Source organism: Halomonas sp. AOP27-A1-41 (assembly GCF_052378605.1).
GTDB lineage: Bacteria > Pseudomonadota > Gammaproteobacteria > Pseudomonadales > Halomonadaceae > Vreelandella > Vreelandella citrativorans.
In genome coordinates, this window is the sequence record NZ_JBQSXT010000019.1 from 17,979 (window position 1) to 33,072 (window position 15,094).

At 53.4% G+C, this 15,094-nt stretch carries 10 protein-coding genes; 4 read left to right on the top strand and 6 right to left on the bottom strand.

Annotation, left to right across the window (positions count from 1 at the left end):
• The first annotated feature begins 210 nt into the window (after positions 1–210).
• Entirely contained in the window at positions 211–3,660 is a 3,450-nt protein-coding gene (gene mfd / locus ACT3TC_RS12680; RefSeq protein ID WP_444640273.1) for a transcription-repair coupling factor, read from the top strand.
• 82 nt (positions 3,661–3,742) lie between these two features.
• Positions 3,743–4,864, top strand: a complete 1,122-nt coding sequence (locus ACT3TC_RS12685; RefSeq protein ID WP_444640274.1) for a L,D-transpeptidase family protein — start codon at positions 3,743–3,745, stop codon at positions 4,862–4,864.
• Between the two features lie 101 nt (positions 4,865–4,965).
• Here ACT3TC_RS12685 and ACT3TC_RS12690 read toward each other — a convergent pair whose 3' ends face one another.
• The 6 genes from ACT3TC_RS12690 to ACT3TC_RS12715 all read right to left on the bottom strand — a co-directional run bounded on the left by ACT3TC_RS12690 (position 4,966) and on the right by ACT3TC_RS12715 (position 12,546).
• On the bottom strand, positions 4,966–5,229 hold the full coding sequence (locus ACT3TC_RS12690; protein WP_087107516.1) for an Lpp/OprI family alanine-zipper lipoprotein: 264 nt from the start codon (positions 5,227–5,229) through the stop codon (positions 4,966–4,968).
• 209 nt (positions 5,230–5,438) lie between these two features.
• The gene (locus tag ACT3TC_RS12695; protein ID WP_087107518.1) at positions 5,439–6,068 is read right to left on the bottom strand and encodes a L,D-transpeptidase family protein; all 630 of its coding nucleotides are present in this window, start codon (positions 6,066–6,068) and stop codon (positions 5,439–5,441) included.
• Between the two features lie 158 nt (positions 6,069–6,226).
• Positions 6,227–6,691: a 2-hydroxyacyl-CoA dehydratase gene (locus tag ACT3TC_RS12700; RefSeq protein ID WP_444640275.1), complete on the bottom strand. Its 465-nt coding sequence runs from the start codon at positions 6,689–6,691 to the stop codon at positions 6,227–6,229.
• A gap of 91 nt (positions 6,692–6,782) precedes the next feature.
• A complete protein-coding gene (locus ACT3TC_RS12705; protein WP_444640276.1) occupies positions 6,783–7,244 on the bottom strand; it encodes a DUF6586 family protein in 462 nt (153 codons plus the stop codon).
• A complete protein-coding gene (topA, locus tag ACT3TC_RS12710) occupies positions 7,241–9,868 on the bottom strand; it encodes a type I DNA topoisomerase (RefSeq protein ID WP_444640277.1) in 2,628 nt (875 codons plus the stop codon). Before topA ends, ACT3TC_RS12705 begins: the two co-directional genes overlap by 4 nt.
• Before the next feature lie 305 nt (positions 9,869–10,173).
• Positions 10,174–12,546: a DUF3141 domain-containing protein gene (locus tag ACT3TC_RS12715; protein ID WP_444640278.1), complete on the bottom strand. Its 2,373-nt coding sequence runs from the start codon at positions 12,544–12,546 to the stop codon at positions 10,174–10,176.
• Between the two features lie 236 nt (positions 12,547–12,782).
• Here ACT3TC_RS12715 and ACT3TC_RS12720 point away from each other — a divergent pair, with 236 nt between their 5' ends.
• On the top strand, positions 12,783–13,769 hold the full coding sequence (locus tag ACT3TC_RS12720; protein WP_444640279.1) for a LysR family transcriptional regulator: 987 nt from the start codon (positions 12,783–12,785) through the stop codon (positions 13,767–13,769).
• Between the two features lie 167 nt (positions 13,770–13,936).
• Positions 13,937–14,989, top strand: coding sequence for a lipoyl synthase (lipA, locus tag ACT3TC_RS12725; protein ID WP_444640280.1), 1,053 nt, complete (start codon positions 13,937–13,939; stop codon positions 14,987–14,989).
• The last annotated feature ends 105 nt before the right edge of the window (positions 14,990–15,094 follow it).

Consider the following 15,094-nt stretch of genomic DNA (forward strand, 5'->3'; position numbering starts at 1 on the left):
GTGATAAAAGATTACAGGCGTATTATCCCGGCCTTATTAGCTACTCGCAATGGAAGGATGGTCGCACACGTTGTAGGGGTATTACAGGAATAGAGGTTTGACTACAAACACAAAATAGGCTCTCACAGTAACAGTAATGTTTTGGCCCTCTAACTGAAAGAGGCGATCGTGTATGATCCAATATCCGTTTCAGCGCAAAATGACCTGACTATGCCCTCATTCTCTCTGCTCGAACCGCCTCAGCCACACGGGGCCCGCGACACGCTTTTCTGGACCGCGCCCCCGGGTAGTGCGTCTGCACTGGCGTTAGCCCAGGTAGCTTCTAGCGCCCCGCTGCTGGTAATTACCCCCAACACGGCCAGCGCTCAACGCCTGGAACAAGACCTTGCGTTCTACAGCGATGTCCCTGTACTGCCATTCCCTGATTGGGAAACCCTCCCCTACGACAGTTTTTCTCCGCATCAGGATATCGTCTCAGCACGCTTGCGCACATTACGCCAGCTACAAGACGGTGTACGCGGCATTGTATTGGTGCCTATTAATACATTAATGCAGCGCCTTCCCCCCGTCTCGTATATCGCGGGACGCGTGATGACGCTGAACGCAGGCGCCAAGCTTAATCGGGATACCTTTAGGGAGTCGCTTACCCGGGCAGGATATCGCGCCGTTGAAACCGTGTACGAGCCTGGCGAATACGCCATACGCGGCGCACTAATCGATCTTTTTGCGATGGGAATGGATGAGCCGATTCGTATCGACTTATTTGATGATGAGATCGACACACTCCGTCATTTCGACCCTGGCAGTCAACGCTCCACGGACAAGATAGACACGTTGGAACTACTTCCTGCCCATGAGTACTCGCTTAGCCGCAGCGCAATCGCCTGCTTTCGCGAGCAATTTGAAACCCTGTTCGATGTCGACCCTCGCCAGTGCCCGCTCTATAACGACGCTCTTAAAGCCATCCCCTCGCCTGGGCTCGAGCACTATTTGCCGCTATTTTTTGACGAAACGGCGTCTTTATTTGATCACGTAACCGATGATACGCGGGTGGCACTGCTACCCGGCGTTTTTCAGGCCGCCGAACAACACTGGCAATCCATTGAGGCACGCTACATCAACCTGGGCGTTGACCCTACCCGCCCACTACTGCCGCCTGGCCGGGCATTTTTCCCGGTTAACGATGTCTTTTCAGCGATCAAATCACGCCCTCGCATTGAACTCACTGAAGACGAAGCGCATCGCCATGCCTTAATGCCGGAAGCAAAAGCGCTTCCGCCGCTGGCCATCAATGCACGCGCCAAACAGCCGCTGAGCGAATTGGAAGTTTTTTTAAATAACGAACCTGATACGCGGGTCCTGTTTGTCGCTGAGTCACGCGGGCGTCGCGAAGCATTAGAGGAAGTGCTTGCACCGCTCACCCTGTCACTGCCTTATGTTGATAGCTTTCAGTCATTTCTTAAAAGCCAACACCCCTTCGCGATCACGGAAAGCCTGGTAGATAGCGGCTTATGGCTTACTGACCCTAGCCTTGCCATTATTAGCGAAACGGAACTGTTCGGCGAAGTCGTCCGCCAAAGCCGACGGCGTGAAAAAGCCACAGATGACAATGAATTGGCGGTTCGCCACCTTTCAGAACTTCGCGAAGGAGCACCCGTTGTTCATCAGGCGCATGGGGTAGGACGTTACCTGGGGCTAGAAACCCTCGCGGCCGGCGGGCAAGCCAACGAATTTCTAGCCCTCTCTTACGCCGATGGCGCCAAGCTTTATGTACCCGTTGACAGCCTTCACCTTATTTCACGCTACAGCGGCGCTGATGATGAGCTGGCACCGCTGCATAAGCTGGGTTCTGATCAGTGGGAAAAGGCGCGCCGTAAAGCGGCCGAAAAGATTCGCGATACTGCCGCTGAATTGCTGGATGTTTACGCAAGACGAGAAGCCCAGCAAGGGGTTGTCTATGAAGCGCCAAACGATGAGTACGTGCGCTTTTCCGCTAGCTTTCCGTTTGAAGAAACGCCTGATCAACAAGCGGCCATTGAAGCCGTCATTGAGGACATGGTTTCTCCGCAGCCCATGGACCGCGTGGTATGTGGTGATGTTGGGTTTGGTAAAACCGAAGTGGCCATGCGTGCCGCGTTTCTGGCCGTGCAGTCAGGTCGCCAGGTCGTCGTTCTCGTGCCGACCACGCTGCTCGCCCGCCAGCACTTTGAAAACTTCCGTGACCGCTTTGCCGATACGGCCGTCAATATCCGTTTGATCTCGCGCTTTACGGCGGGCAAAGAGATGACCCAGACGCTCGAAAGCATCAAAAACGGTCAAACCGATATCGTGATTGGCACCCATAAGCTGCTCTCCAAAAGTGTTGAGCTACCTCAAATGGGTCTACTAATTATCGATGAAGAGCACCGCTTTGGCGTCGCGCAGAAAGAAAAGCTCAAAACCCTGCGTGCAGAGATTGATATCCTAACCCTCACTGCCACCCCCATCCCGCGTACACTCAATATGGCGATGAGCGGCATTCGGGATCTCTCTATTATTGCGACACCGCCCGCTCGCCGCCTGTCAGTTAAAACATTTGTACAGCAGCGTGATAACAGCATTATCAAAGAAGCCCTACTACGGGAAATACTTCGCGGCGGTCAGGTCTACTTCCTTCACAACGAAGTAAAGACGATTGAAAACGCGGCTCAACAGATCCGCGAGCTGGTGCCAGAAGCTCGCGTAGCCGTGGCGCATGGCCAGCTCCCTGAACGCAGCCTTGAACGCGTAATGTCGGACTTTTACCATCGCCGTTTTAATGTCTTGGTATGCTCAACGATCATTGAAACCGGCATTGACGTACCCAGCGCCAATACCATTCTCATAGAACGAGCCGATAAGTTTGGTCTGGCGCAGCTGCACCAACTACGGGGGCGCGTCGGCCGCAGCCACCACCAGGCCTATGCTTACCTGCTTACGCCTCCCCCCAAGGCCATCACGCGCGATGCGGTTAAACGCCTTGAGGCTATAAGCGCCTCTGATGACCTTGGCGCTGGGTTTACTCTGGCAAGCCACGACATGGAAATTCGTGGCGCAGGTGAGCTACTAGGAGATGAACAAAGCGGCCAAATGGAAACTATTGGCTATACTCTTTATATGGAAATGCTGGATCGAGCAGTGAAAGCAATTCGTGCTGGCAAAACACCTAATATTGAGGCGCCCTTCAATACTGGCGTAGAAATTAGCCTGAACCTGCCCGCACTGATTCCAGAGGACTATATTCATGATGTACAGCAGCGGCTTGTTATGTATAAGCGCATTGCCAATACACAAAGCGATAGTGAGCTTAAAGAACTACAGGTCGAGCTCATTGACCGCTTCGGCCTCCTGCCACAGCCGCTGAAGAACCTGATACGTCAAACAAAGCTACGCCAACGCGCAGAGCAGCTGGGTATTAGCCGTATTGAAGCAGGCGAAAGCCGTGGCCGGGTGCTGTTTGATGGTACAACGAAGGTCGACCCACTCACCCTGGTTACGTTGATTCAAACATCGCCCAAGCACTATCGCCTGGATGGTTCAGACACCTTGCGGTTTGAATTTACCATGGAAAACAGTGATCAGCGTTTCGAGCAAGTTGAAGCACTTATAACGACCCTTAATCAAAAAGTAGCGGCGGCGTGAACCTTGGGGCAAACTGACGGCAAGCAACCATTGTTTGCCCGTTTACGCGTACTAGCAGTGCACTAACTTATTAGGAAAGATCATGAACATTCGTCACAAATTCAACCTTTGGGGTCCTACTAGCCTGGCAGTATTGTTGGCAGCTTCCCTCACTGGCCCTGCTTATGCGCAAACCGCATCTGAACAAGCGGAAAGCGCACCTGCGATCGCCGATGAATCCGTGGCAAGCGCTGAGCAGGTTGCCGACACGCGTGAACTACCCCGCGGGCATTTCCGACTCCCTGACCAAGGCGACATTATCGGTGAGTCGTATACCATCACGGTTGACGACCCCGCTGAGACTCTCATTGATATCGCTCGTCGTCATAATATCGGCTACGAAGAAATTCGCATGGCCAACCCCGGCGTCAGCATGTGGGTGCCTGGCGAAGGAACGGAAATCGTTATTCCCGCCCAATATATTTTACCGCCTGCACCACGTGAAGGGGTTGTTGTTAACCTTTCCGAGCTGCGCCTGTATTACTACCCTGCCGACAACCCGGGCATCGTTGAAACGTATCCAGTGAGTGTGGGCCGTGAAGAGTTTGCAACCCCCGTTGGCATTACACGCACGACCATTAAAGTAAAAGACCCGGCGTGGGCTCCTCCTGCCTCCATGCGTCGTGAAGCGGCCGCTCGCGGCGAGCCAGCGCCCTCCGTAGTGCCTGCTGGGCCGAACAACCCTTTGGGCGAGCATGCCATCCTGCTTGCCATGCCGAGCTACTTGATTCATGGCACCAACCGCCCTGATGGCGTTGGCATGCGCGCCAGCCGCGGTTGCATTCGCATGTACCCTGAAGACATTAAGTCACTCTACGAGCGCCTGCCAAGCGGCACCCAAGTAAACCTGATGGATGCGCCTTTTAAAGCTGGCTGGGCAGCGGATGGCACGCTGTTTGTGCAGTCCTACCCGCAGCTTGAAGAGAACGTGGGTGACTTTGAACCGCTCCTGGATGCCATTGATCGCGTTGATGCGCTAACGGAGGACCAGGTAGCTGTCGACTATGCCAAAGTAAAAAGCGCCGTAGAATCACCTGACGGCCGTTTTGTAGCCCTTTATGGCCCTCAGGCACAGCCAACCGTAGAAGAGGAGCCTGCCAGCCGTAACAGCCTGCTGGAGGAGATAGAACTTAGCCACCTACGAGCGGCTGAAGAAGATGCTTAACCTAAAATAGACAAGCAATAAAAAAACCCCGCCGAGGCGGGGTTTTTTTTACATCTTCAGCAACCGCTGAGTCAAACATCAACCCAGTGGTCCAAGCAGAATTACTTCTGCATGGAGCGCTGGAACATGCGGTTCATTTCTTCACGGTTTTGCTCAGTCATCTGCAGTGCAGCATTCGCGTCACGCTGTGCCTGGTTTGCAGTGTTCAGAGCTTGTGAAGCCATGCTGCGTGCTTCTGCGGCATCAGCCTGTGCAGATTCAGCAGTCATGCGAACTTCTTCCAGAGCGCTGGTAGAAGCACAGCCAGCCAGGATTGCCAGAGAAGCGGCAGCGGCGGTCATTTTCAGAGTCGTTTTCAAAGTCATAATGTTCTCCTTGAGTCTTCCTTGGGTACAACGTTAAGGGTATGACAAACCTAGGCTAATTGCTTAGCTGCGCTTTGTCTACCTGCGGTGCAGGTTCTTTTCAGTGACTTGTGCATGAGCACGCTAGTCAAACGCTGTTTTATAATAGACCACAACGCTTGTCTATAGCCACTTGTAGAAAACCTCTTACTTCCTTCAACAACATAAGACTAGCCGATCACGACGCGAGTGCCAATATCAACAAGCTGCACAACTCGCTCAATTTGCTCATTTGTTACCGCCACGCACCCTTGAGTCCAGTGGTAACGGCTATGAACATCAGGGTCTGCACTGCCGATACCATGAACACCAATGGCTCCACCCAGCGCCGTATTTTGCGGAGGATGGCCATAACGGCGGTAATAGTCGAAATAGGCTTCATAATCGCGTTGCGAGTATATGCCATTTTCTAACGCCATCCGCGCATGGGCCGGCGTAGGATAATCGATACCAATAAAGATATGCCATCGACTTTCGTAATTAAAACGATTAATACGAAATTCGCCCAGCGGCGTAACGTTATCCCCCATTACCCGCTGCGTTTTCGCACCTGAGCGACCCAGCGAAACCGGGCTAAAAAGCTCAACCAGCGTATCGCCACGATACACGCTAAGTGTAGATTCTTGATCATTTATCAATAACCATACTTCGTTGCTGTAGCGGGGCAAATGAGCCCGAGACAGTAACGTCTCAACCAGGTCTATCGGCTGTGAGTTTAGCGTAGCATTTGACGTAGCAGCGCTGGCCACTACTGGCCAGCCAAGCGCCAGCGCTAAAAAGCGGCGACGGTTTAAAGGCATAGGTTAGCTCTCAAAAACAGGTTAGCTCAGCACTGGCCAACTAAGCATTTCTTGAAGGTGTTATACCTTATATACACCGCGTCTGTCAGCGATTTTGAGAACAATTTAACCATGTGGACACGCCAAGCCCTGCCAATGAAACGCTATTCAACGCAGCGCTAAATATCGTCAAACTTTTGCATACTGCTGACCAGCTTACGAATTTCTGCTTCGTGCCCCTCTGCCAGCGCATTAAAAAACTCTGCTTCTGGCGGTATAGCGGCTCTGGAAGCGCGATGCTCATAGAGCGCTTGAAGCTTTCGATTGGACTCAACAGCCATGCGCGCTATTTCATCGACTGAATTCCATTCAGACTTTTCCGTAAGGCGCTCAAGCTCAGGCGGCTGAGGAAACTCACTTGACTCATCAAACCAGGTCTCCAACACATCTCTATGATCAGAACCGTCGTGAAACAAGTCATCAAGCCCCTGCTGCATTCGAAGCTCTCGGCTGGCTAGATAAGTCAGCACCATGGTCAAACGCTCATTATCTGTCCTATCGGCCGCCTCGCTGTACTGACGAGCCATACGCTGGTGAAAACCTTCCGCCCATACGACTAAGTCCTTGACCTGGTTGTAGCGCATCCGTGTCTCCTTTTCAGTCGTTCTATCATCTCGGCAACAGTATGCTGCTTTATGAGCGTAGCCGGTCAGGATAGATTCGTCATGTGGCAGCTTACCACTCCTGGCTTGTCTCCCTTAGGGCGGCTATTTCCTGCTTGGCATCGCTTATGTAATCAAGCAATTGCTCTCCCAGGCGTTTCTGACTCCCCATGGCGATCATGGCGGGATTAGTGACGGTGCGTCGTGCAGCCCCGTCGCTGCTGTGCAACTGCTCTAATTTGAACGCCAGCCAGTTTAGCCAACTACCCGGCTCGCGCCTCACATCGCGCAACCGCTGAAGCTCTGCCATGGGCGGACCATCAAGGGCTAATAACTCACGCCAGGCATGGTTTTCCAGACGAGCATGTTCGGTGACTTCTTTCAGCAGCGAACATAACGCCAGTTCAAACAGGGCCAAGGCGCTCTCTTCGAGCGCCATCTGACGAGCGATCGCATGCTCGTCCTCACCAACAGGCATACTTACCAGCAGCTCGGCCTGATAGAGCAGTTGATTAGTACGGGAGCGGTCGCTCATTTACGCTTGTCCTCTACGTGCCATTTGCCTGCATCAAACGTTGCTTTCCACCCCGTGGCTTTGCCTTCTTCATCGGTCATCACGTACTGCTCTTTGCTTTTACGCGAAAAACGAATTTGAGTTGGACGGCCGTCCGGGTCTTCGCTGGGCGCTTTGAGAATGAAGTGATACTTCTCAGGCAGCTCGTCAGCATGAGCTTTCAGCTCCTTCACCAACGGCGGACGCGTTTCACGATTTTTGGGGAATTTACTGGCCGCTAAAAACAGGCCGCTTGCCCCATCGCGCAATACGTAGTGGTCATCCACTTTCTGACAGACAAGTTCCGGCATCGGAATCGGGTCCATCTTGGGCGGCGCCACTTCACCACTTTTCAAAAGCTTACGAGTGTTTTTACACTCGCTGTTGGTACAGCCAAAGTACTTGCCAAAGCGGCCGGACTTAAGCTGCATTTGTGAACCGCACTTATCGCATTCGATAACCGGGCCGTCGTAGCCTTTGATCTTGAACTTGCCCTGCTCTATCTCATAACCATCACAGTCAGGGCTATTACCGCAGATATGCAGCTTGCGGGTTTCATCAATCAGGTAGTTATCCATTGCCGTGCCGCACTTATCGCACCGATGCTTGGCACGCAAGGCGTTGGTTTCGGCCTCTTCACCGGCATCTGCCGCCACGGCTTCCTCACCCGGAATCAAATCGATCGTGGTTTTGCAGCGCTCTTTGGGTGGCAGGTTATAGCCACTGCAACCTAAAAATACGCCGGTAGATGCAGTACGAATCTGCATCTTGCGGCCACACGAGGGGCAGTCAATATCGGTTGGCACGGGCTGGTTGGGGCGCATCCCGTCATCGCTTTCTGCCTTGGCAAGCTCTTCACGAAATTCACCATAGAAGGCATCGAGTAGCGCTCGCCAGTTGCGTTCGCCTTCAGCGACCTCATCCAGGCTATCTTCCATACGTGCGGTAAAAGAGAAGTCCATCAAGTCAGGAAACGACTCTTTCAGGCGCTCGGTAACGATATCCCCCAGTTTCTCGGCATAAAAACGCCGATTTTCCAACTGCACGTAGCCGCGATCCTGGATCGTCGAAATTATCGACGCGTAGGTAGAAGGACGACCAATCCCTTGTTTTTCAAGCTCTTTAACCAAGCTTGCCTCGGTATAACGCGCCGGGGGCTTGGTAAAGTGCTGCTGAGGGTCCAGCGTTTCCATCGCCATCGGCGTGCCTTTGGGCAAATCGGGCAGCGTCTGGTCTTCATTTTTACCGCTCGGCTTCATGACCCGCGTATAGCCGTCAAACTTCAGAACACGTCCTTTAGCGCGTAGGTCGTAGCCATCCACTTCAACGCTCAATGTGCTCGACAGATATTCGGCCGGCGTCATCTGGCAGGCGACGAACTGACGCCAGATCAACTCATACAAACGCTCAGCATCGCGTTCCATACCCACTAAATCGGTTGCCTTGCGCTCAACGCTGGATGGGCGAATCGCTTCGTGAGCTTCCTGAGCGCTCTCTTTGCTGCTATAGCGATTGGGCGCCTCGGGCAGGTAGCGCTCGCCGTACTCGCTGCCAATAAACTCACGCGCACTTTCAACCGCATCTTTCGAGAGGTTGGTGGAGTCGGTACGCATATAGGTGATATAGCCCGCTTCATACAACCGCTGGGCCATGGTCATGGTTTTCTTGACCGAGAAGCCCAGGCGCCCACTGGCCGCCTGCTGCAGCGTAGAGGTAATAAACGGCGCCGTTGGTTTGGAGCTGGTCGGCTTATCTTCGCGCGAGGTAATCGCAAGCTTTGCATTGCGCAACGCCGCAATACGCGACATCGTGTCTTGCTCAGACGTTGGCTTGAACGCCTTGCCATCCTGCTTGGCGAGCGCAAAGCGTACCAGTTCGCCGTCTGGTGAGACTAAATCCGCGTGCACATCCCAAAATTCCTCAGGGATAAACGCGCGAATATCCCGCTCGCGCTCAACAATAAGGCGCACTGCGACAGATTGAACGCGGCCAGCGGAGAGACCACGGGCCACTTTGGCCCACAGCAGCGGCGACAGCATAAAGCCCACCACGCGGTCCAAGAACCGCCGTGCCTGCTGAGCTTCTACACGAGGAATATTGAGCGCACCAGGGGCTTTAAACGCATCCTGAATCGCATTTTTAGTAATTTCGTTAAAGACCACACGCTTATAACGGCTGTCGTCTCCGCCAATGGTTTCCCGCAAGTGCCAAGCAATGGCTTCCCCTTCGCGGTCCAAATCCGTTGCCAGATAAACGGCGTCTGCCTTTTCAGCAAGCTTCTTTAACTCAGCCACTACCTTTTCTTTGCCCGGCAACACTTCATACTGGGCTTCCCAGCCGTTGTTGGGATCAATACCCATACGCCGAATTAACTGATCGTGGCTCTTGCGCTTTTTATACTCTGCCTTCTCTTCCGCCGACATTTTACGTGTTGCCGCGGCTTGGCGAGTGCGCTCCTTGGGGTCGGAAGCAGCCTTGCCCGAGCCGCTGGTCGGCAGGTCACGAATGTGACCCACGCTCGACTTGACGATGAAATCGTTGCCGAGATACTTATTAATCGTCTTCGCTTTCGCTGGCGACTCGACGATGACCAGTGACTTGCCCATAGTGCTCCACTTTTCTATTGCTTGGGCCGAGAGCCCGCGCTCTGAATACGGTACCGCATGGTTTTGAGTTTGCGGCGTTATTTCACTCGCCGAGACAAACATACGGATGAAAAAATGCGCCTACCCTACCCCAGGCCTTCACTTAGCGCCAGTGTCAACCGAACAGTAGTGAGAAAAGCTTACTTTTTTATACCGAAGTAGCTAGACACTAGACTGACGTTACGAGATCAGCAACCTACTATTTCTTTCATAAGCAGAACGCCCCTACGGTAAAGTAGAGGCGTTCTTTTTCAATCAGGATCCGATTAACGTTTGCGGGGGGCCTTGCCTTGGCTCACTGACGTGTCGGTCTTTTTGGCCTCGCTCGGTGGGTTCTCAACCGTGGTTGCCTTATTGACGGCCGTTTTTTTGACCGCAGGCTTGGCCGGGCGTGCTTTATCAAACAACGCTTTTACCTGTACAAAACGTTCTGCCGCGTGCTCAGTAAGCTCACCGCTTGCTGCAAACACCAGCTCCAGGTTTTTAATATAGCCATCAATCGCACTGTTGCTTTCACCGGCCAGTAACTCAGGCAGCGTATTCAGTGCCCTTTCACGATCAAGTTTTAAAATAAAGAATTGCTCGCGCACCAACCGCTTGAATTCGCAAAGCTCGATGTCTGACTCAAGCTTCGTCCTTGTGGCACGTAACTGCTTGAAGTTGCGCTCATCGGTGGAGGGTGCTCCACCCAACACGTAGATTAATGAACGCATAATCGCTTCATGCGCGCCCCCTTGAGCAATGCGCTCACCTAACTCTTCCCGGCGCCGCGCCAGGAAGCGACGATGCTCAGGCTCAGCGCCCGGCCTCCTGCGGTGTACATGCGCATCACCATAAAGTCCGACAGCCGCCTGTAGCAGTGGCTGGCCATAGACATCCATAAACAGACGCTCTGTACTGCTATCACGCAGATCGCGCCAGGCATTCAAGGCGGCGACGATCTGGTCAGAATGCATCGTCTCTAGCGCTTTAAAGAGATTGTCTGGACCAATTTCCTGACGGTTCTTGCGTATTGCTTCCGCCATTACCGGCAGGGGGACAGATAAAGGATTGCGGTCCGACAGCAGCTTGTAGCCCAAGCGGATAGGATGCATACGCCGAATAAAGCGCGCTGCTTCTGGCGTCATTATGGCCCGCAACCAGGGCTGCACATACAAACGATACAAGCCCAAATTTATCTCGGAAATTCGGGCAACCGTCGCGAAACGCCGATCATCGTCCGCATCATGATGTACTTCACGATCCAGCTCTTCAAAGTTACGCGGCGTAAATTCCAATAAGTAGTCACGCTCATACAGCGCGGCATCACTACCCTCTGGCGCCTCGGTAACCGAGGTTTCATACAGCCCCGGCGGCAGCACATCGATGTAGTCCATATTGGCAGTAAATTCAGAGTGCTCTTTGCGGGATACGCTGCCAGATACGAAGATCCCCAAATGGCCGGTCGTATCATGCATGCAGTAGACGATGGTTTGGTCGTTGGCGATGATATCGTCGGTATCTTCGTATAAATCACGGATCCAGCCCAGCGCCTGAGGGGGCGGGGTAATGTCGTCACCACGCGAACAGAACACCACCACCGGTGAACGTAGATTACGCAGATCAATCCGCCGCCCGTCACGGGTTACCAGTTGGGCCGTCGACAGCCGGTTACCGACAAATAAATTATCGACGATGTACTGGATTTCTTCGCCACCCAGAACCACGTGCCCGCCCCACCAGCGCTCAAAATCAAGATAACGCTCAGTTTCTGTGTCGATGTTAGCGTACAGGTGGTACTGCTTTTTCCAGTACGTATTGGCAGGATTCAAGCGCTCAAAGTTTTGCACCAACCAAGCGCCATCGAATAAGTCGTTACCCATATCACTGGTGAATGCGGTGATCCAGCTCCCCCCCGTCATGCCGCCGGTATAACGCATGGGCGCATTGCCATGCTCCCCCGCCCAGTAAGAGAGCGGCGCCCCCGCGATCAAGATAGGCCCAAAAACGTCCGGCTCAAGTGCGGCCGCCATCATCAACTGCCAGCCCGCTTGGCAATTGCCTACCACCATGGGCTTTTCGCTTATATCAGGATGCAGCTCAATCACATGGCGTAGAAAAGCAACTTCTGCCTCGACAACGTCCTCAACCGTTTGCCCCGGTTCAGGGTAGGGCAAGAAGCCGATAAAGTAACAAGGGTGCCCTGCTTTTAACGCCACGCCTAACTCACTGTCAGGCTTAAAGCCACCAATACCAGGACCGTGCCCTGCACGCGGGTCAACCACCACGAACGGGCGCTTGCGGGGGTCAGTGACGGTATCTTCAGGGGGCAATACACGCAGCAATTCATAGTTGGTCGGCTGGGCAAGCGTGCGACCATCAAGCAGCACTTCGGTTTTAAACCCAAGCACACTCGGCTTGGTTTGTTCCATGTGCTCCAGATACTGGTTGCCACGCTCGCGCATTACATCCCAATAGAGCACGCTACGCTCAACGCTATCTCGCCAGTAATCGGCCGCGGCACGCCCAAACCCAAAGGGGTCCATGAAAGAGGACAGCGTCTCACTGCCCGGTAGCAGCGTGGAGGAGTCGTTTGACTGCCCCCAAAAGGTACGTGTTAACGAGTTAGCGGTAAGCAAAGGGTTGGCGAGAAAATTCATAGAGTCTCCCTAGGGTGAATGCGCTGGCGATCAACCTAAAAACCATGATGCTGCGATGCAATATAGCTTAAGCCACTTCTCAACAGACGTCGATGGGTAGCACCACTGATTTACCGCAAGCGCTGCAAACTAGCGACACGGCAGGCGTAAACAGTGGTAGCATTTTAGGCAGCGTTAGTAATTCGTCGCGCTCGCCATCTTATTCGCCGCCGGAGGGCAATTCTCTTGAGGTTGTTATGTCATCCCCTAAGCTGCTCAATCGCCTAACGTTTCGTCAATTACAAGTCTTCCAGGCGGTATATCGCCAACGCTCTTACTCACGCGCAGCAGAACAGCTAGGGCTTACCCAACCCGCCGTCAGCGCTCAGATACGCCAACTGGAGCAGGCACTTGGCCAGCCGCTGTTTAAATATGCGGGAAAAACGCTGCATGTGCTGCCTGCCGCCGATACGCTGGCGCTATCAACAAGAGAAATCTTTAGCCAGCTCTCCCGGTTGCAGATGAACCTGTCAGACATCAATGGAAAAATTTCCGGGGAGCTCAACCTGGCCGCCGTGTCGTCAGCGCAATACATCGTGCCGTATATACTGGCCCGCTTTCGCGCAAGCTACCCTGATATTCATGTGCGCTTAAAGGTGTGTAACCGCAGCCAGGCCCTTGAGCGCTTGGCCGAACAGCAGGATGACCTGGTGATTATGGCCATGGTGCCCGAGGATGATCGCTTAGTCGTGACGCCCATCATCGATAATGAACTAATAGCAGTGGTATGGCCTGACCACCCTTTACTCGCCATGCTGACGCCTACTCTGGCTGATTTTTCCCGCCACTATGCGTTAATGCGCGAACCAGGCTCCGGCGTGCGCAATGCCTTTGAACAGCTTGCTGCTTATCAAAAAGTCGCGCTGCCGCACCGTATTGAGCTCGGTACTAACGAAGCCATCAAACAAGGGGTTATGGCGCATTTAGGCGTGGCCGTGCTGCCACGGCTTGCCGTGCAGCTAGAGCTTGAGCAGGGTCTTTTGTTTGAACTGCCGCTACCGGATTTTCCCATCCGCCGCGCATGGTGCACGGTTTATCGCCTTGAGCGCTTTCCCACACCTGTGGCTGAGCTTTTCATGCGGTTTATTCGCGAGCATGTCACTGAGTATCAAGACTACTTTGCAGCATCTCCTAGCCCCTTACCAAGCCACGGTGTTGCCTGTTTGCCCATGCCTGTAAGCTAAGTTGACGGTGTCTTGTTAATCACCAGATATGTTACATTACACCTACTACCTATGTATTAATTAGTAATCTGTTAATTGGCAACGTATTAATCGGCATGATTGGGGGGCAAGCGCTTACGTTTCTATGATAAGCCTTGCCTGCCGCACAGTAGAGAGGCTCTATTCCTATGAGCAACAACCCCACACAGCGTGTACCCAGCGGCCAGAAATTCCGTAATGAACACGGCACAACGGCGATCAAGGATGGCATGAAGGTGCGCAGCGCGCAGGCTGAAACCCCGTCTCTTGAACGCAAGCCCAAATGGCTGCGCGCTCAAATTCCCGGTGGCGAGCGCTTTGAAGCCGTTAAGCGCAATGTCTCTGAGCATCGTCTAAGTACCGTCTGTGCTGAATCACACTGCCCTAACATGGGCGAGTGTTGGAGCAATGGAACTGCCACCATCATGCTGATGGGGTCTGTGTGTACCCGCGCATGCCGTTTCTGCGCCGTTGATACGGGCAACCCCAAAGGCTGGCTGGACCACGAAGAGCCTGAAAACACCGCCAAGTCCGTCGAATTAATGGGGCTTCGCTATATCGTCCTAACATCGGTTGATCGCGATGATCTGGACGATGGCGGTGCGAGCCATTACGCAAGCTGTATCCGTGCTATTAAAGCGCGTACACCAGACGTGGTCGTTGAAGCGCTGACGCCTGATTTCGATGGTGAACACGCAGCCATTGAGAGCGTTGTGGATTCGGGCCTTGAAGTGTTTGCGCAGAATGTCGAAACCGTTGAACGCCTGACCAGCCGGGTTCGCGACCCCCGTGCAGGCTATCGTAAAACACTCGACGTTTTGGCCTACGCGAAAAAGCATCACCCCGATGTCATTACCAAAACCAGTATTATGCTGGGCCTTGGCGAAACCGATGAGGAGATCCTGCAAACATTTGATGATCTTCGTGAAATTGGTGTCGATATTGTGACACTCGGCCAGTATCTGCGCCCCACGAAAAACCACCTGCCGGTTGAGCGCTGGGTAAGCCCTGAAGAGTTTGATCGCTACCGTGTGCTAGGGCTTGAAAAAGGCTTTATGGAAGTGCCTTCTGGCCCGCTGGTTCGTTCAAGCTATCGCGCTGACCGGGTGTTCGAAAAGAACAACCTCGGGCTGGCCTCACCGGCAGCGATCCCCGGCCAGGAGTCTGACCCTAATATTATTCCCGCCCTAAATGTAGGCTGAAACAGAATTAAGCACGGGCTTGATCAGAGTAAGTTTAAAACAAGAAGCCGCCGCGAATATTAACTATCGCGGCGGCTTCTTGTTGTGTACTACCATCGCCTGCTC

Excerpts from the sequence above, each read along its gene's own strand:
- ACT3TC_RS12685 (WP_444640274.1), top strand. The coding sequence starts at position 3,743 with ATGAACATTCGTCACAAATTCAACCTTTGGGGTCCTACTAGCCTGGCA.
- ACT3TC_RS12690 (WP_087107516.1), bottom strand. The coding sequence starts at position 5,229 with ATGACTTTGAAAACGACTCTGAAAATGACCGCCGCTGCCGCTTCTCTG.
- ACT3TC_RS12720 (WP_444640279.1), top strand. The coding sequence starts at position 12,783 with ATGTCATCCCCTAAGCTGCTCAATCGCCTAACGTTTCGTCAATTACAA.
- topA (WP_444640277.1), bottom strand. The coding sequence starts at position 9,868 with ATGGGCAAGTCACTGGTCATCGTCGAGTCGCCAGCGAAAGCGAAGACG.
- lipA (WP_444640280.1), top strand. The coding sequence starts at position 13,937 with ATGAGCAACAACCCCACACAGCGTGTACCCAGCGGCCAGAAATTCCGT.
- ACT3TC_RS12695 (WP_087107518.1), bottom strand. The coding sequence starts at position 6,068 with ATGCCTTTAAACCGTCGCCGCTTTTTAGCGCTGGCGCTTGGCTGGCCA.
- ACT3TC_RS12705 (WP_444640276.1), bottom strand. The coding sequence starts at position 7,244 with ATGAGCGACCGCTCCCGTACTAATCAACTGCTCTATCAGGCCGAGCTG.
- mfd (WP_444640273.1), top strand. The coding sequence starts at position 211 with ATGCCCTCATTCTCTCTGCTCGAACCGCCTCAGCCACACGGGGCCCGC.
- ACT3TC_RS12700 (WP_444640275.1), bottom strand. The coding sequence starts at position 6,691 with ATGCGCTACAACCAGGTCAAGGACTTAGTCGTATGGGCGGAAGGTTTT.
- ACT3TC_RS12715 (WP_444640278.1), bottom strand. The coding sequence starts at position 12,546 with ATGAATTTTCTCGCCAACCCTTTGCTTACCGCTAACTCGTTAACACGT.